Here is a 15,658-nt window from a genome sequence, read left to right on the forward strand (position 1 = left end):
TCTTCCATGGTGACGTCTTCGCCGGTGACGGTCTTGATGACGTCGGGGCCGGTGACGAACATCTGGGAGGTCTGGTCGACCATGACGACGAAGTCGGTGAGGGCGGGGGAGTAGACGTGGCCGCCGGCGGCGGGGCCCATGATCAGGGAGATCTGGGGGATGACGCCCGACGCCTGGACGTTGCGGTGGAAGATTTCGCCGTAGAGGCCGAGGGAGACGACGCCTTCCTGGATGCGGGCGCCGGCGCCTTCGTTGATGCCGATCAGGGGGCGCCCGGTTTTGAGGGCGAGGTCCATGACCTTGACGATTTTTTCGCCGTAGATTTCGCCGAGGGAGCCGCCGAAGACGGTGGCGTCCTGGGAGAAGACGCACACGTCGCGGCCGTCGACGGTGCCGTAGCCGGTGACGACGCCATCGCCCACGGGGCGGTTGTCGGCGAGGCCGAAGTTCACCGAGCGGTGCCGGGCGAGGGCGTCGAGTTCGACGAAGGAGCCCTCGTCGAGCAGGGCGGTGATGCGTTCGCGGGCGGTGAGCTTGCCCTTGGCGTGCACCTTCTCGACCGCGGCTTCACCGCTCGGGTGCTGCGCCTCGGCCTGACGATTACGCAGGTCGGCGAGCTTTCCCGCCGTCGTGTGAATATCGGGCGTACTCGCCGACTCCGCCGCGCTCGGCTCCTGAACAGTGGTCATGACAGGTCAGCTTAACGAGCGCCGGCGAGCTTCCGCCAAGGGAGGTGGTCACGCGGCGGGTTGCCCGGACCCGGCTACTGACCAGTACCTTTTCCTGCTCGTCCTAGGCTGTGGTGATGTGGACCGACCTGAACCGACCCCCTCTCAACGCCGACAATCTGCGGGCGGCGCTCGTCCGCGGTGACGACGACAGCGACCCCCGCAAGTTCTGGTCGCGGCTCGACGTGGTGCAGGAGACCGGGTCCACCAACGCGGACCTTCTCGCGCGCGCCGCGACGTCGGACTGCGACCGGCACGTGCTGCTCGCCGAATTCCAGGGCAGCGGCCGGGGCCGCCACTCGCGCGCCTGGGTGAGTCCGCCGCAGGCACAGATCGCCGTCTCGGCGTTGCTGACGATGCCGGGGATGAGCCTCCAGGACATGGGGTGGCTGCCGCTGCTGACCGGCGTCGCCGTCGTCGACGCGCTGCGCGCCACCGCCGAGGTCCCGGCGGAACTGAAGTGGCCCAACGATGTGCTCATCGACGGACGCAAGGTCGCCGGGATCCTCGCCGAGGTGTCCGCCACGGCACCGGATCCCGCAGTCGTCGTGGGGATCGGACTCAACGTGAGCCTCACGAGAGACGAACTGCCCGTCGAGCACGCGACGTCGCTCGTCCTCGAGGGCGCCGAGGTCAGTGACCGCGACACCCTGGTGCGGGCGGTGCTGCGCGCCATCGCCGACCGCTGGCGGCAGTGGCACGACTCGAACTGGGACGTCACGGAACTCGCCGCGGCCTACCGTGAGCGCTGCGGCACACTCGGCCAGCGGGTGCGCGCCGAACTGCCCGGCGGGCGCGAACTGATCGGCATCGCAACGGACGTCGACGCGGAGGGCCGGGTCGTGATCGCCCCCGACGGACAGCCCGGCACGGTCGCCGTCGCCGCAGGTGACATCACACATTTACGCCCGGTGCGCACCGAGTAGTGCCACACTGTGGTACATGAGTACCTCAATTCCGGAGTCCTCCGTCACCGCAGCCCGGCGCACGTTGACCGGTCTCACGGTGGTGCTCGGTCTGCTCACCCTGGGCCTGGGCATCGCCGTGCTCGTGTGGCCGCACGTGACACTCACGGTGCTGGCCGTCCTGATCGCCATCCAGTTCTTCGGATTCGGGATCGTCCAGATCATCCGGGCGTTCGCCGACGTCGAGGCCGGTGGAGGCGCGCGCACCCTGATTGGCGTATCCGGCGCCCTGGCAATACTTCTCGCGTTCCTCGTGCTGAGGAGCCCGCTCCAGACCGTCGTCATCATCGCGCTCGTCGTCGGTGCGTGGTGGGTGTTCCGGGGTGTCCTCGACATCGTCGAGGGGGCCTCCGGTTCGGTCGCGAACCGTGGCCTGACCATCGTGCTCGGAGTGATCAGCGTCGTCGCCGGGGCGTTTGTGCTCCTGCAGCCCGAACTGTCGCTCGAGGTGTTCGTGATCGTGGTCGGAGTGTGGATGGTGCTGTACGGCATCATCATCGTGATCACCCCGATCGTGCTCAGCCGCATGCGGTAGAGGCACACTCTTCGCATGGGATATCCGGAGGACGCGCTCGCCGAGGACGAGGAACTACTGCTTCACCGCCATCCGCACTGGAAGATGTTGCTGCTCCCCGCCGTCACCTTTCTGCTGGCGACGGCGGTCGCGGGTTTCGCGGCGGGTTTCGCCGAGAACAAGCTGGACGGCTCCGCGCTGAACGTCGTGCTCGTCGTCGTCCTCGTGCTGTGGCTGGGACTCGTCGTATGGCGCTGCGTCGCGCCGTTTCTCAGCTGGAAGTTCACCCACTTCATCGTCACCGACCGACGCGTCCTCATCCGCCAGGGTGTGATGACCCACACGGGGATCGACATTCCGATGGGACGCATCAGCAACGTGCAGTTCCGGCACGGCCTCCTCGACCGGATGCTCCGCACCGGAACGCTCGTCATCGTGTCGTCCTCCGACGACCCGCTGGAATTCGACGACATCCCCGACGTTCAGCGCGTCCACTCGCTGCTCTACCACCAGGTGTTCGACGCGATGGATCTGCACCGCGAACGGGAGCGGGAAGACCCGCGCGGCGACGCCGACACCGGCAAAGGCTGGTAACCGGTCACGGCTGTCTCCGCACCTCCGTACGCTGTGGAGGTGACTGCTGTATTGCTTGCCGAAGATGACGAAGCCATCGCCGCCCCGCTGTCGCGGGCACTGGGCCGGGAAGGGTACGACGTCACCATCGAGCAGACCGGCCCGGCAGCGCTCGAGCAGGCGCTCGACGGTGCCTACGACCTACTGATCCTGGACCTCGGACTCCCGGGGATGGACGGGCTCGAGGTGTGCAGGCAGGTCCGTGCCCACAGTTCGGAGCTGGCGGTGCTCATGCTCACCGCGCGCACCGACGAGGTCGACTTCGTCGTCGGACTCGATGCGGGCGCCGACGACTACGTGGGCAAGCCGTTCCGGTTGGCGGAGTTGATGGCCCGGGTGCGTGCCCTGCTGCGCCGTCGCGGCGGCGGCGAGGATTCCGTCGTCGAGGTCGGAGGCATCCGGCTCGAGCCGGCGGCCCGCCGGGTGCTCGTGAACGGAACCGAGATCGCCCTCGCCAACAAGGAGTACGAGCTTCTGCGGGTGCTGCTCGAACATGCGGGGCAGGTGGTGTCGCGCGACACGATTCTCGCGGAAGTGTGGGGCGACGTGGAACTGCGCGGCTCGAAGACCCTCGACATGCACATGTCGTGGCTTCGCCGGAAGATCGGTGACGAGGGGCCCGCCGCCGAACGCCGCATCGCGACGGTCCGCGGCGTCGGTTTCCGCATCAACACCGACTAGGCGGGCCAGTGCGCCGCAGAATTCTCCAGTCGATCCTCGCAGTGGTGATCCTCACGGCGCTGCTGCTCGGCGTGCCGCTGATCTACACGGCCTGGTTGTGGGTCGAGGACTTCAACCGGAGCGACCTGCAGGTCCGGCTGGATCGGATGGCGGCGGAGATCATCACCCAGGAGGGCGTCAACGGCGTCGTCGAGGGCGACCTGGACACGAACTCTCTGCGACTGCTGACGCCCGCCGGGGGCCGTCTGGTCGTGGTGTACCCGACGACCGACGACGGCGCCGCGCGCGTCGACATCGGCGAATCGTCCGTGCAGTCGCCACTGGTGGAGTCTCTCGCGATGGGCACGTCCGGTTCGCTCCGCCTCGAGGTGCCGTCCGACGAGATGCGCACCCAGCAACGCCAGGCCGTCGGTGCCGTCGCGCTGCTGGTGCTCGTGTCCATCGCCGCAGGCACCGTCGTGGCCTACGTCACGGCGAAGCGGCTCGCCGATCCGCTACGGGACGTCGCGAACCGGGCGGCCCGGCTCGCCGAGGGCGACTTCCGGCCGGACGTGCGACGCCACGGCATCCCCGAACTCGACCGCGTCTCCGACGTTCTCGACTCGGCGACCGTCGAGATCGCGGGACGGTTGCAGCGCGAATACGCGCTCGTCGCCGACGTCTCCCACCAGCTCCGCAGCCGGCTCACGGCTGTCCGTCTCCGGCTCGACGAACTGTCCGTGCACCCGGATCCGGCCGTCGTCGTCGAGGCCGACGAGGCCATGGCACAGGTGGACCGGCTGACCGTCGCGATCGACGAACTGGTCCGCTCGTCCCGCAGCAGCGGCACCGAGACCCAGGTGTCGGTCATCCGGGAGCTCGGTGTGGTCATCGCGGACTGGAAACGGCCGTTCGAGGACGCCGACCGCGAGTTGCTGCTGCGCGGAGACACGAACGTGATGGCGTCGACCACCGGTTCCCGGCTCCGGGAGGCGGTGGCCGTACTCGTCGACAACGCGCTCATGCACGGGGCGGGGACGTGCACCGTCTCGGTGCGCCTGATCCAGGGACAGAATCAGAGGGCGCCGGGCAAGGAACTGTCGCCGCGCGAGGCGATGGTGTGCGTGGAGGTGTCGGACGAGGGGGTCGGTGTCAGCAACGACCTCGCGCCGCACATCTTCGACCGCGGTTTCTCGGGGGCCGGTTCGACCGGTGTGGGCCTGGCACTGGCCCGCGCGCTCATCGAGGCGGACGGTGGCCGGCTGGAACTGCAACGTCGCCGTCCGGCCCTGTTCGCGATCTTCGTCCCCATCGCCCGCGAGCACGTGCCGACGCGCGTCACCGGTGTCCGGGAACCGCGCTGACGGTCAGGGCTGGCCGATCTCTTCCTCGGCGGCCTCGTCGACGAGATCCGGATCGACGAGATGCACGTTCTCGTCGGGGAAGGCGAACCGGCGGAGGGCCCAGAAGCGGAACACCATCTGCAGCAGGTTTCCGATGATGTAGTTGAGCACGAAGTCGACGATCACGAGCGTGGTCAGGTTGTCCTGCGTCTCGCGGATGTCGAACACATTGTTGGCGATCCACAGGGGCGCGGCGGCGAGGAGAACACCGATCCCGCTGATCGTGAAGAACAGCAGGGCTTCGTGGTGACGTTCCCGTCCGCCGCGGTTCTTGAACGACCATTCGCGGTTGAGAATGTAACTCAGGACCGTCGCGAGAATTCCGGACAGAACCTTCGCGACCACCGGCTTCTCTTCGAGGATCGTGAGGCTCAGCGAATAGAAGATCGCGAGGTCGAAGACCATGGTGGTGCCGCCCACAATCGCGAACTTGATCAGTTCGTGATGCCGCAACGCGAGAGCCCGGAAAGGCTGGGGAACGCGTGCAAGGACGCCGTCGACAAATGACACAACGGATGAGTTTACGAAAGTCGGACCGGATACCACCAATTGGCGGCGAGATCATCAGGAGAATCACAGAAACCGGGGACCGGCGACCTCGGCGGTGGAACCCGCCGCCGGACGTGACAAACTAGTGACCCGTGACCGGCAACTCTGACTCCACACCGCGTCCCACGACTCCCCGCGATCTGACCGCCGGGCAACCCGTCGTGACGATGATCGGTGGCGGCCAACTCGCGCGAATGACCCACCAGGCCGCAATCGCGCTCGGCCAGACACTGCGGGTGCTCTCCGGCACCGCCGACGAACCCGCAGCGCAGGTGAGCCCCGACGTCGTCCTCGGGAGCCACACCGACCTCGACGCGCTCCGCAGGGCCGCCGTCGGGTCGCACGCGCTGACGTTCGACCACGAGCACGTGCCCACCGAGCACCTCGACGTCCTCGTCGCCGAGGGTGTCAACGTGCAGCCGCCGCCGACGGCGCTCATCTACGCGCAGGACAAACTCGCGATGCGCCGCAAGCTCGGCGAACTCGGCGCACCGGTTCCGGCGTTCGCCGAGGTGACCTGGGCCGAGGATGTCGTCAAGTTCGGCGCCGAACACGGCTGGCCCGTCGTCATCAAGGCCGTCCGCGGCGGGTACGACGGTCGCGGCGTGTGGATCACCGGCGATTCCGACGAGGCCGAGCGCATCGTCACCCAGCAACTCGACAAGGGTGTCTCGCTCCTCGTCGAGGAGAAGGTCGAGATGCGGCGTGAGCTGTCCGCGATGGTGGCACGGTCACCGTTCGGGCAGGGCGCCACGTGGCCGGTCGTCGAGACGGTGCAACGCCACGGACAGTGCGCCGTGGTCCTCGCCCCCGCCCCCGCACTGCCCGACGCGGTCGCGGAGGCGGCCGAGGAACTGGCGCTCCGCATCGCGTCCGAGCTCGGAGTGGTCGGCTCCATGGCCGTCGAACTGTTCGAGACCACCGACGGCACGCTCGTCGTCAACGAACTCGCGATGCGCCCGCACAACTCCGGTCACTGGACCATGGACGGCGCCCGCACCTCACAGTTCGAGCAGCACCTGCGCGCCGTCCTCGACTACCCGCTCGGCGACACCGCACCCCTCGCACCGATCACGGTGATGGCGAACGTGCTCGGCGCACCGACTGCGCCCGAGATGAGCATGGACGAACGCGTCCACCACCTCTTCGCGCGGATGCCCGACGCGAAGATCCACCTGTACGGCAAGGGTGAACGTGAGGACCGGAAGATCGGTCACGTGAACATCGTCGGCGGGCCCGGCTCGATCGACGACCCCGAATACGTGGCACGAATCCGTGAGCGGGCCGAACGTGCCGCACACTGGCTCTCGCACGCTGAATGGACCGACGGATGGGATGAACACGGTGAGTGACACGGCAGCACGGCACGGCGCACAGGTCGGGCTCATCATGGGCAGCGACTCGGACTGGCCCACCATGGAGGCCGCCGCCGAGGCGCTCGCCGAATTCGGGGTGCGTTTCGAGGTCGGTGTCGTCTCCGCACACCGCACACCGCAGCGCATGCTCGACTACGCGAAGGACGCCGCAGGCCGCGGCATCCAGGTGATCATCGCCGGCGCCGGTGGCGCCGCCCACCTGCCGGGCATGGTCGCGTCGGCCACGCCGCTGCCCGTCATCGGTGTGCCCGTCCCGCTGAAGTACCTCGACGGCATGGACTCGCTGCTCTCGATCGTGCAGATGCCCGCAGGCGTCCCCGTCGCGACCGTGTCCATCGGCGGAGCCCGCAACGCCGGCCTCCTCGCCGTCCGCATCCTCGCTGCCGCCGACCCCGCCCTGCAGCAGCAGATGGTCGCATTCCAGGACGGGCTCGAGAAGATGGTCCTGGGCAAGGATCAGGCCCTCCGCGACAAGCTGCTGGGCTGATTTCACTTCCGGCGCACGGCGGCGATGATCTCGTCGGCAATCGCATCGGGATGGGGCCAGCACGTCGTAGGCCGCGAAGCCAAGCACCATCCACCCCTCCCGGACGAACCAATTCTGACGCCGACGGTCTCCTCTGAACACGATGGGCTCAGCTCGGCATCGACGAGTGATGTGGCATCTCGCTCGGGCATGACGACGGCGCAGTCGAAGAGCGCCTGGGCGTGAGGTTGTGGATGAACGCTGCCGCGAGCGCTTATCCTGCGCACATGAAACGCAGCCGCGGGGTGCCGGTGATCCGGGCGTCGCGGGGGAATCCCCAGTCGGCCGCGATCACCCGGCTGGCGTTGGCGTATGCCCGGCTGTGGGGTGCGCGCATCGCGTTCGACGACGAGTTCGGCCTCTTCGTGTGCAGCGGGATGCGCGGTGGGTATGCGCGCGGCGGCACGACGATCGGCGGTGCGTTTCTCACCGGCAAGGAACCGGCGAGATCGCTGCTGCGGCACGAAGCGGTCCACGCCGACCAGTGGGCGACGTACGGGTGGACGTTCGCGCTGCGGTACCTGTTCGAGGAGTCGAGGCGCCGCGGTGCCCGGAACAGGTTCGAGATCGCCGCGGGCCTCGCGGACGGCGGCTACCGGGACAGCTGACGGGTGATCTTCTCGGTGTCCACGCGCCGCGCCTGCGCTGCGGTGTCGGCGTGGGCGACCTGCACCAGTGACGCGCCGGCCGCGAACACGGCCACCAGCCCGTCGATCAGGGCGTCGGGGGAGTCCCACGCCTCGACGGACAGTACCCGGTCGGTGCCGGTGATCCCGTGCGACTCGGCGGACGCCACGGCCGCGGCGAGAACGTCGTCGACGCTCTTGCCTGCCAGCGCGGGTCCGGCGACCGTCGGCCGGAACTGGTCGCCGTGAACGCGCACCGAGGTGGCGTAGTCGGTGATGCCGGCGGGGAGGTCGGGAACGGGGCGGCCGAACGCGTCCAGGGACAGCGCCGCCACCTCCGGGACGTCCTCGACGTCGCCCACGCGCGCAGCGGAGACGAGGGCGATCTCGGCGTCCGCGTCGGGTTCGAGGACGACCTCCGCGCCGGCCCACCAGGCGCCGAGGAGGACCGCGGCGGTCTGCCAGTGCGCGGGCAGGAGCACTGCGACGCGGGCGCCGGGTTCGACGGCGAATTCGTCGCGCAGCAGGTTGGCGGTCTTGGCCGCCCAGTTGGCGAGGGTGAGCGCCGAGAGTTCGACCCGTTCGCCCGTCGCGTCGTCGTAGAACGTGACGCGCGGTCCGGCCGGGTCGTTCTTCAGGATGGGGTCGAGCAGAGCATCGGTCAGCGTGCGGGACGCATGGTTCATGGACACAGTCCGTTTCTCGTTTTCTAGTTCACACAACGCGGGCCCGACGAGCCGGCATCGATGGGCGGGCCGGGCGGTGCCGGGGTGGGGGTCGTTCCTGCCGTGGACACGGGTTCGAGGCCCGTCTCCGAGGACTCGGACGACGAGGTGGTGCTGATGGTCTCCGCGGACGTCGGCCCCTGGTAGTCACCGGCCAGCACCACCCGGACCGAGCCTTTCGGCAGGGTCGAATCGGTATCGGTGGGGAGCCCGCCGAGCGCGGCCGCGACCGCCTTGGCGCTGTCGTCGTCCGCGGAATGCGCGAAGACGGTGGTCTTGCTCACCGCTTTGCCCGTGTAGTTGCCGATCTCACCCTGTCCGTAGCCGAGCGACGTGAGGGCGTCGGCCACACCGTTCGCGAGACCGCCGACGTCACTTGCGTTCGCGACGTCGACGGTGACGGTCGAGGCGTCGATCTCGGGGGTCTCGGACTTGGTGGTGGTGTCCTCCGAGTCGGTGGGCTCCTCACCGACGAGACCGGCCACGTACTTCTTCACATCCTTCGGCTTGACCTCGACGATGGACTCGCCGTAGTCGGTCATACCGTTGAGGTCCGCCACCGGAATGGTCTCGAACTGGACCTTGCCGCCGGCAAGGTCCTGCAGCTGGGTGGCGAATTCGATGATGTCCCAGTCGTCGTCGAGTACGACCGAGCGCTGCACCGCCCCGCTGAGTTCGTTCAGTTTGCCGGGGTCGCTGAGAGTCTTCGCCGACAGCACCTTGCCGACGAGCGAGGCCATGAACACCTGCTGGCGCACGATGCGGTCGAGGTCGCCGCGGGGCAGGTCGTGGCGCTGGCGGACGAAGCTCAGTGCGTCCGCACCCTTCAGCGTCTGCTCCCCTGCGGGGAAGTGGGCGCCCGACATGTCCTCGTCCACCGGCTCGTTGAGGCAGACGTCGACGCCGCCGACCGCGTTGGTGAGGAGGACGAACCCCAGCAGCCCGACCTCGGCGTAGTGGTCGACGGTGATGCCGGTGAGTTCTGCCACCGATTCGATGAGGGCTTCGCGGCCTGCCTTCGTCGACTCCTCCTCGGCCTCCTTGTCGGTGGCTCCGTCCTCGACGAGTTTCAGCCGTTCGGTCTCCTTGGTGGCGCCGTAGGCGGCGTTGATCTTCGACATGCCGATCCCCGGCACGTCGACGTACGAGTCGCGGGGGATCGAGATGGCGGTGGCGGAACTGCCGTCGTTCGGCACGCGGATGAGGACGATGGTGTCGGTGTTGGACGCCACCTCCTCGCCGGCCCGCAGCGAGTCGAGTTCCTCCTGGGAGAGGGGGTTGCCGTGGGCGTCGGTGCGGCTGTCGGTGCCGACCATGAGGATGTCGACGGCGCCGTCGGCGCTTCCGCCGAGTCCGAGACCGCCCGCGGTTGCCAGATTGTTGCGCAGCGAGTCGATGCTCCGCCACGCGAATCCCGTGACGACGAGTGCGAGCACCGACAGCACCGCGACAGCGATGTGAATCGGCCGCCGAGCGGTGCTCGGGGGAGCGTCTGGTGCGGGTTGCTCGTGTGACACGGAAACCAGGCTACTGGTCGACGCGGCTGGAGCAGGGAGGCGTGGATCGGCGTGCCAGACTGGGCGCCGTGACGAACATCCTTGTGACCGGCGCCCGGGGGCAGCTGGGCGGACACCTCCTCCGACGCGCCGAGGCCGCCGGGCTTCCGGCGCGGGGTGTGGGGTCGGGCGAGCTCGACATCACCGACCGCGACGCGGTGGATGCCCAGGTCGAAGCCGGCTCGGTGGTGATCAACTGCGCCGCGTACACCGCGGTCGACGCCGCGGAGTCGGACGAGGGCACCGCGCGGGCGGTGAACGAGGACGGTCCCGCGAACCTGGCGGCGACGTGCGCCCGCGTGGGTGCCCGGCTGATCCACGTCTCCACGGACTACGTGTTCGCCGGGGACGGCGACACGCCGTACGAGGTGGACGCCCCGACCGGTCCCGCGACCGTCTACGGACGCACCAAGCTGGCGGGCGAGCGCGCCGTCCATGCTGCGCTTCCGTCCGCGCAGATCGTGCGCACCGCCTGGGTGTACAGCGGGGTGGGGTCCGACTTCGTCTCCACCATGCGCCGCCTCGAGCGCGAACGTGACACGGTCGACGTCGTGGACGACCAAGTGGGTTCGCCCACATTCGCCGGCGACCTGGCCGACGCGCTGCTCGAACTGGCCGGTCGCGGCGACATCGGCGCACCGGTACTGCACGCCACGAACTCGGGCCGGGCGAGCTGGTTCGACCTCGCGCGTGCCGTGTTCGAGGAGGCAGGTGCCGACCCGCAGCGCGTGCACCCGTGCACGAGTACCCAGTTCGTGCGCCCCGCCCCGCGACCGGCGTTCTCGGTGCTGTCCGGCCGCGCGTGGGCCGACGCCGGGCTGACCCCGTTGCGGCCGTGGCGAGACGCGTTGCGCGCCGCTCTGCATGCCGCGGTGTGAGAGGGACCCCCGTTCAACGGCTACGCTTGCCCGCGTGAGTTCGAAGCTGGCCGTGGTGACGGTGACCTATTCGCCAGGTGAGCATCTGGAGCAATTCCTGGGCACTCTCGCCGAGGCGACGAAAGAAGATCCGCAGGTCGTGATGGCCGACAACGGTTCGACGGACGGCGCCCCCGAGGCCGCGGACGCGGCGCACGAGCATGTGCGCCTGCTGCGCACCGGCGGGAACATCGGCTACGGCGGTGCCATCAACAGGGCTGTGGCGGAGATCGACGACGACATCGAGTTCGTCGTCATCGCCAATCCGGATGTTCGCTGGGCGCCCGGATCGATCGACGTTCTCCTCGCGGCCGCCGAGCGCTGGCCGCGGGCGGGGGCGCTCGGACCTCTCGTTCTGGAACCCGACGGAAGCATCTACCCGTCGGCGCGTCAGGTCCCCGACCTGGTGTCGGGCGCCGGGCATGCGGTGCTGGGCACGGTGTGGCCGTCCAACCCGTGGACTGCCGGCTACCGCCAGGAGAACGAGACCGTCAGCGAGCGGTCCGTCGGGTGGTTGTCCGGTTCGTGCCTGCTGATGCGCCGCGTCGCGTTCGACTCGATCAACGGCTTCGACTCCCGCTACTTCATGTACATGGAGGACGTCGACCTCGGCGACCGCCTGGGCAAGGCCGGATGGCTCAACGTCTACGTGCCCTCCGCCGAGGTCACTCACGCGAAGGGGCACGCCGCGGGCAAGCATCCGGAACTGATGCTGCCCGCACACCATCAGAGCGCGTACCGGTTCCAGGCCGATCGCCATCCCCAGTGGTGGCAGGCGCCGCTGCGGTGGGCACTTCGGGGAGGATTGGCGGTGCGGTCGAAGATCGCCGTGGCCGCCGCGGTCCGCGAGCGACGCAGGAACCAGAACGAGGGGGGAACGACAGATGGCAATTGAGAAGACGACCGATGCCGTGGTGCTGGTCGGCGGCAAGGGGACGAGGCTGCGCCCGCTGACCTTGTCGGCGCCCAAGCCGATGCTGCCCACAGCGGGTCTGCCGTTCCTCCAGCATCTGCTGGCGCGGATCGAGGCTGCCGGGATCACGCACGTCGTGCTCGGCACGTCCTTCAAGGCGGAGGTCTTCGAGGAGTACTTCGGGGACGGTTCCAAGCTGGGACTCGAGATCGACTACGTCACCGAGACCGAACCGCTCGGCACCGGTGGCGGCATCCGCAACGTTCTGCCGAAGCTGCGCGGCGACCACGCGATGGTCTTCAACGGTGACGTCCTCGGCGGCACCGACCTGGGGGCGATCCTCGACACGCACCGCACCCGTGACGCCGACGTCACGCTGCACCTCGTGCGGGTGGGGGATCCGCGGGCGTTCGGCTGTGTGCCCACCGATGCGGACGGCCGGGTGACCGCCTTCCTCGAGAAGACCCAGGACCCGCCGACCGACCAGATCAACGCCGGCTGCTACGTCTTCAAGCGCGAGATCATCGAACAGATCCCCGAGGGCCGTCCCGTGTCGGTGGAGCGTGAGGTGTTCCCGTCGCTGCTCGCCGGTGACGCCCGCGTCTACGGACACGTGGACTCGTCGTACTGGCGGGACATGGGCACTCCCGAGGACTTCGTGCGCGGCTCGGCAGATCTGGTGCGCGGCATCGCTCCGTCGCCGGCGCTCGACGGGCCCCGCGGCGAATCGCTCGTCCATCCGGGTGCGGGCGTCGCTCCGGGTGCGCTGCTGATCGGCGGCACCGTCGTCGGCCGCGGCGCCGAGGTGGGTGCGGGCGCACGACTCGACGGTGCGGTGCTGTTCGACGGCGCCGTCGTCGAGGCCGGTGCCACCGTGGAACGGTCCATCATCGGTTTCGGTGCGCGCATCGGTCCGCGGGCCCTCGTGCGGGACGCGGTGATCGGTGACGGAGCCGATGTCGGTGCCCGGTGCGAACTGCTGCGCGGAGCGCGGGTGTGGCCGGGCGTGACGCTGCCCGACGGCGGGGTGCGGTTCAGCACGGACGTGTGAAAGGAACAGCGCCCCTAGCGCAGTCCGGCGAGGTGCACGAGGTGGTCGATCGTGGACTTCTCCGCGTTCGGCGGCAGAGCGTCCACCGGCCACCAGCGCAGATCCGTCGATTCGGAGCTTCGCACGATGTGGGCGCCGGACCGCGCGCGGACGAGGAACCGGAGATCCAGGTGCCGGGTGGGCTGCCCGAGTGAGCACGTGATCGGGTGGGTGTGCGCCGACAGCAGTTCGGGGTCGATCCGGAGGTCGGGAATCCCCGATTCCTCGCACGCCTCCCGCAGTGCGGCGTCGACGACGGTGTCGTCGGAAGGCTCACAGTGCCCGCCCAATTGGATCCACCGGCCGACCCGGGGATGCAGGGTGAGCAGCACATGGCACCCTCCCTCGTCCAGGACGAGGGAGGACGCCGTGATGTGTCCGGGCGCGTACTCACGCAGGCACCCCAGCGGCGCGGAGGCGAGGAACGCAAGCATGGTGTGCCGCAACGATTCGTCGTTCTCGTCGAGTGTCTTCCAGCCCTCGAGCGCGGCGGTCGCGGTGCGGTGCAGTGATTCGGCGCTCATGGCGTGCAGGTCATTTCTCGATGAGGGCGTCGCCGGGGTCGGTGGGCCGGCGGGGTGTGAGTGGTTCGAGGGGGTAGCCGACGGCGATCGCGCCGAGCGGTTGCCAGTCGTCGGGTAGTCCGAGGACACCGCGCACGGTGTCCGGGGCGAAGATCGTCGAACCGATCCAGCAGCTGCCGATTCCCTTGGTGGCCAACGACACCAGCAGTGCCTGCACGGCCGCGCCGACCGCGACGGTGAACATCGTCGCCTCCGCCGCCCGCCGACGCGGATCCGGGTAGGGGTGTGCGCCGTCGGGCACACAGAACGGGATGATCACCTCCGGCGCGTCGAACAGGATGTTCCCCCGCGCCACCCGCGCCGCCACCGCCGCCGGGTCCATGCCGTCGGCGGTCAGGTCGGCCTGCCACCGCTCCCGCATCGCGGTCAGCAATTCCTCGCGCACCGTGCGGGTGCGGATCCACACGAACCGCACCGGCCGGGTGTGGTGCGGCGCCGGGGCGGTCAGCGCCTCGGCGATGGACGCCCGCACCGCATCCGGGTCGACCGGGTCGTCGGCGAAGTCCCGGACCGAGCGGCGCAGCAGCACCGCCTCCGCCCGCCCCCGCTGCACCGATTCGGCGGTGCCGAGCCAGAACAGGTCCTCCTCGCCGCCGCGGATCAGGTCCCGTGCCCGCGACCCGTCGTCGGCCAGGCCCAGGCCGCGGACCACCGCGACCGGCACCCCACCGAGCTTGCCCTTGACCAGATCCCCGGCGGCGGCGATCTCGTCGGCGACCGCGACCTCCGTCACCACGAGTTCGTTGCCCTGCGAGTCCCGGGCCCCGGCGTATCCGTGCAGCACCGGCAACCCGGCCGCGCCGATCGCGGCGTCGATCTGCCCGTTGCGCCACGCCCGCCCCATCGTGTCGGTGACCACCACCGCGACGGTGACGCCGAGCGCGTCCGCGATCGCGTCCCGCAACCTGCGGGCGCTGCCGTCCGGATCCTCCGGCAGCAACGCCAGTTCCGAGCCCTCCACATTCGAGCCGTCGATACCGGACGCGGCCTGCACGATCCCCAGCCGGTTCTCGGTGATCAGCGTCCGACCCTTCCGGGCGACGACCCGGACCGCTTCCTGCTCCACCAGCCGCCGGCGGGCGGCGTCCCGCTCCTCCGGGTCGGTGGGCGAGGGCACGATCCGGCCCTCCACCTTGGAGAACACCTTGCTGGTCACCACCAGCACGTCACCGCCGGCCAGCCACGGGGCGGCCGCGACCACCGCGGCGGCCAGGTCGTCGCCGGGCCGGAACTCGGGCAGCCCGGTCACCGGCAGGATCTCGATCGCCCCGCCCGGCGCGTGATCGACCCGCTCCCCACCGGTCGGTGCGCTCACAGTCTCACCCCGACCACGTCGAGGGCCGCCTGCACCATCGCGGCGGTGGCGTCCGGGTCGCTCATCAGCAACGGCACCCGGGCCACCTGCACGCCGGGGATGTCGGCGGTGTCGGTGTCGTGGACCAGCCAGCCGTCGAGGATCCCGGTCCCGGACCGCGGCCCGTACCAGCGCCCGATCGCCTCCGCGGACGTGTCCACCCCGATCACGTCCAAGCATTCGTCGGCCATGCCGCGCAACGGTTTCCCGCCGATGATCGGGGACACCCCGACCACCTTCGCGGTGGTGGTGCGCAGCGCCCCCCGGATCCCGGGCACCGCCAGGATCGCGCCGACGCTGACCACCGGATTCGACGGCGCCAGCAACACGATGTCGGCGCCCTCGATCGCCTCGAGCACCCCCGGCGCCGGTTGTGCCTGCTCGGCGCCGATGTGCGCGAAACTGTGCGTCGGGACCTGCGCGCGGTGCCGAACCCACCACTCCTGGAAGTGGATCGCCCGCTGCTCCCCGTCCTCCGGGTCGGTGATCACGACGTGAGTTTCACTACGATCGTCGGTGACCGGCAGCAACGTCACACC

At 69.5% G+C, this 15,658-nt stretch carries 18 protein-coding genes; 11 read left to right on the plus strand and 7 right to left on the minus strand.

Going from position 1 to position 15,658, the window contains the following annotated elements; translation table 11 throughout:
- The coding region (locus tag ACFTZB_RS30790) for a carboxyl transferase domain-containing protein (RefSeq protein ID WP_378437250.1) at positions 1-689 on the minus strand (689 nt) is incomplete at its 3' end.
- Between the two features lie 116 nt (positions 690-805).
- On the opposite strand from ACFTZB_RS30790, the gene ACFTZB_RS30795 reads away from it, so the two are divergent.
- Genes ACFTZB_RS30795 through ACFTZB_RS30815 form a run of 5 tightly spaced genes read left to right on the plus strand, consistent with a single transcriptional unit; the run spans position 806 to position 4,864 of the window.
- On the plus strand, positions 806-1,654 hold the full coding sequence (locus ACFTZB_RS30795; RefSeq protein ID WP_378437252.1) for a biotin--[acetyl-CoA-carboxylase] ligase: 849 nt from the start codon (positions 806-808) through the stop codon (positions 1,652-1,654).
- A gap of 16 nt (positions 1,655-1,670) precedes the next feature.
- Positions 1,671-2,228, plus strand: a complete 558-nt coding sequence (locus ACFTZB_RS30800) for an HdeD family acid-resistance protein (protein ID WP_378437254.1) — start codon at positions 1,671-1,673, stop codon at positions 2,226-2,228.
- 15 nt (positions 2,229-2,243) lie between these two features.
- Complete coding sequence (locus ACFTZB_RS30805) at positions 2,244-2,801, plus strand: PH domain-containing protein (RefSeq protein WP_378437256.1); 558 nt, start codon at positions 2,244-2,246, stop codon at positions 2,799-2,801.
- Between the two features lie 39 nt (positions 2,802-2,840).
- The gene (locus ACFTZB_RS30810; protein WP_025432276.1) at positions 2,841-3,521 is read left to right on the plus strand and encodes a response regulator transcription factor; all 681 of its coding nucleotides are present in this window, start codon (positions 2,841-2,843) and stop codon (positions 3,519-3,521) included.
- Positions 3,522-3,529: 8 nt separating this feature from the next.
- Complete coding sequence (locus ACFTZB_RS30815) at positions 3,530-4,864, plus strand: ATP-binding protein (protein WP_378437258.1); 1,335 nt, start codon at positions 3,530-3,532, stop codon at positions 4,862-4,864.
- 3 nt (positions 4,865-4,867) lie between these two features.
- On the opposite strand, the gene ACFTZB_RS30820 is transcribed toward ACFTZB_RS30815, so the two are convergent.
- Entirely contained in the window at positions 4,868-5,413 is a 546-nt protein-coding gene (locus tag ACFTZB_RS30820) for a GtrA family protein (RefSeq protein ID WP_378437260.1), read from the minus strand.
- Between the two features lie 131 nt (positions 5,414-5,544).
- On the opposite strand from ACFTZB_RS30820, the gene ACFTZB_RS30825 reads away from it, so the two are divergent.
- From ACFTZB_RS30825 to ACFTZB_RS30835, 3 genes are all read left to right on the plus strand, one after another.
- Positions 5,545-6,804: a 5-(carboxyamino)imidazole ribonucleotide synthase gene (locus tag ACFTZB_RS30825; RefSeq protein ID WP_378437262.1), complete on the plus strand. Its 1,260-nt coding sequence runs from the start codon at positions 5,545-5,547 to the stop codon at positions 6,802-6,804.
- Positions 6,788-7,315: a 5-(carboxyamino)imidazole ribonucleotide mutase gene (gene purE, locus ACFTZB_RS30830; protein ID WP_378437264.1), complete on the plus strand. Its 528-nt coding sequence runs from the start codon at positions 6,788-6,790 to the stop codon at positions 7,313-7,315. Before ACFTZB_RS30825 ends, purE begins: the two co-directional genes overlap by 17 nt.
- 266 nt (positions 7,316-7,581) lie before the next feature.
- Positions 7,582-7,962, plus strand: coding sequence for a hypothetical protein (locus ACFTZB_RS30835; protein ID WP_378437267.1), 381 nt, complete (start codon positions 7,582-7,584; stop codon positions 7,960-7,962).
- Here ACFTZB_RS30835 and ACFTZB_RS30840 read toward each other — a convergent pair.
- Both ACFTZB_RS30840 and ACFTZB_RS30845 read right to left on the minus strand, forming a co-directional pair.
- Positions 7,947-8,666 (minus strand): TIGR03089 family protein, encoded by a 720-nt coding sequence (locus ACFTZB_RS30840; protein ID WP_378437269.1) that lies wholly within the window; start codon positions 8,664-8,666, stop codon positions 7,947-7,949. The two genes, ACFTZB_RS30835 and ACFTZB_RS30840, sit on opposite strands and share 16 nt — an antisense overlap.
- 23 nt (positions 8,667-8,689) lie before the next feature.
- Positions 8,690-10,168 (minus strand): LCP family protein, encoded by a 1,479-nt coding sequence (locus ACFTZB_RS30845; protein WP_378437282.1) that lies wholly within the window; start codon positions 10,166-10,168, stop codon positions 8,690-8,692.
- A gap of 122 nt (positions 10,169-10,290) precedes the next feature.
- On the opposite strand from ACFTZB_RS30845, the gene rfbD reads away from it, so the two are divergent.
- The 3 genes from rfbD to ACFTZB_RS30860 are packed head-to-tail and all read left to right on the plus strand — an operon-like array spanning position 10,291 to position 13,142.
- Positions 10,291-11,139 (plus strand): dTDP-4-dehydrorhamnose reductase, encoded by an 849-nt coding sequence (gene rfbD, locus ACFTZB_RS30850; RefSeq protein ID WP_378437271.1) that lies wholly within the window; start codon positions 10,291-10,293, stop codon positions 11,137-11,139.
- 34 nt (positions 11,140-11,173) lie between these two features.
- A complete protein-coding gene (locus ACFTZB_RS30855; RefSeq protein WP_378437273.1) occupies positions 11,174-12,073 on the plus strand; it encodes a glycosyltransferase family 2 protein in 900 nt (299 codons plus the stop codon).
- A complete protein-coding gene (locus tag ACFTZB_RS30860) occupies positions 12,063-13,142 on the plus strand; it encodes a sugar phosphate nucleotidyltransferase (RefSeq protein WP_378437275.1) in 1,080 nt (359 codons plus the stop codon). Before ACFTZB_RS30855 ends, ACFTZB_RS30860 begins: the two co-directional genes overlap by 11 nt.
- A gap of 14 nt (positions 13,143-13,156) precedes the next feature.
- On the opposite strand, the gene ACFTZB_RS30865 is transcribed toward ACFTZB_RS30860, so the two are convergent.
- The 3 genes from ACFTZB_RS30865 to ACFTZB_RS30875 form a co-directional block, all read right to left on the minus strand.
- The gene (locus ACFTZB_RS30865) at positions 13,157-13,705 is read right to left on the minus strand and encodes an NUDIX hydrolase (RefSeq protein WP_087562376.1); all 549 of its coding nucleotides are present in this window, start codon (positions 13,703-13,705) and stop codon (positions 13,157-13,159) included.
- Positions 13,706-13,715: 10 nt separating this feature from the next.
- Positions 13,716-15,080 (minus strand): coenzyme F420-0:L-glutamate ligase, encoded by a 1,365-nt coding sequence (locus ACFTZB_RS30870; RefSeq protein WP_378437278.1) that lies wholly within the window; start codon positions 15,078-15,080, stop codon positions 13,716-13,718.
- On the minus strand, positions 15,077-15,658 hold a 582-nt coding region (locus ACFTZB_RS30875; protein WP_378437280.1), incomplete at its 5' end, for a 2-phospho-L-lactate transferase CofD family protein. The genes ACFTZB_RS30870 and ACFTZB_RS30875, both read right to left, overlap by 4 nt.

This window comes from Rhodococcus sp. NPDC057014 (genome assembly GCF_042673295.1).
Classification (GTDB): domain Bacteria; phylum Actinomycetota; class Actinomycetes; order Mycobacteriales; family Mycobacteriaceae; genus Rhodococcus_F.

Excerpts from the sequence above, each read along its gene's own strand:
- ACFTZB_RS30795 (WP_378437252.1), top strand. The coding sequence starts at position 806 with ATGTGGACCGACCTGAACCGACCCCCTCTCAACGCCGACAATCTGCGG.
- ACFTZB_RS30800 (WP_378437254.1), top strand. The coding sequence starts at position 1,671 with ATGAGTACCTCAATTCCGGAGTCCTCCGTCACCGCAGCCCGGCGCACG.
- ACFTZB_RS30805 (WP_378437256.1), top strand. The coding sequence starts at position 2,244 with ATGGGATATCCGGAGGACGCGCTCGCCGAGGACGAGGAACTACTGCTT.
- purE (WP_378437264.1), top strand. The coding sequence starts at position 6,788 with ATGAACACGGTGAGTGACACGGCAGCACGGCACGGCGCACAGGTCGGG.
- ACFTZB_RS30835 (WP_378437267.1), top strand. The coding sequence starts at position 7,582 with ATGAAACGCAGCCGCGGGGTGCCGGTGATCCGGGCGTCGCGGGGGAAT.
- ACFTZB_RS30840 (WP_378437269.1), bottom strand. The coding sequence starts at position 8,666 with ATGAACCATGCGTCCCGCACGCTGACCGATGCTCTGCTCGACCCCATC.
- ACFTZB_RS30860 (WP_378437275.1), top strand. The coding sequence starts at position 12,063 with ATGGCAATTGAGAAGACGACCGATGCCGTGGTGCTGGTCGGCGGCAAG.
- ACFTZB_RS30865 (WP_087562376.1), bottom strand. The coding sequence starts at position 13,705 with ATGAGCGCCGAATCACTGCACCGCACCGCGACCGCCGCGCTCGAGGGC.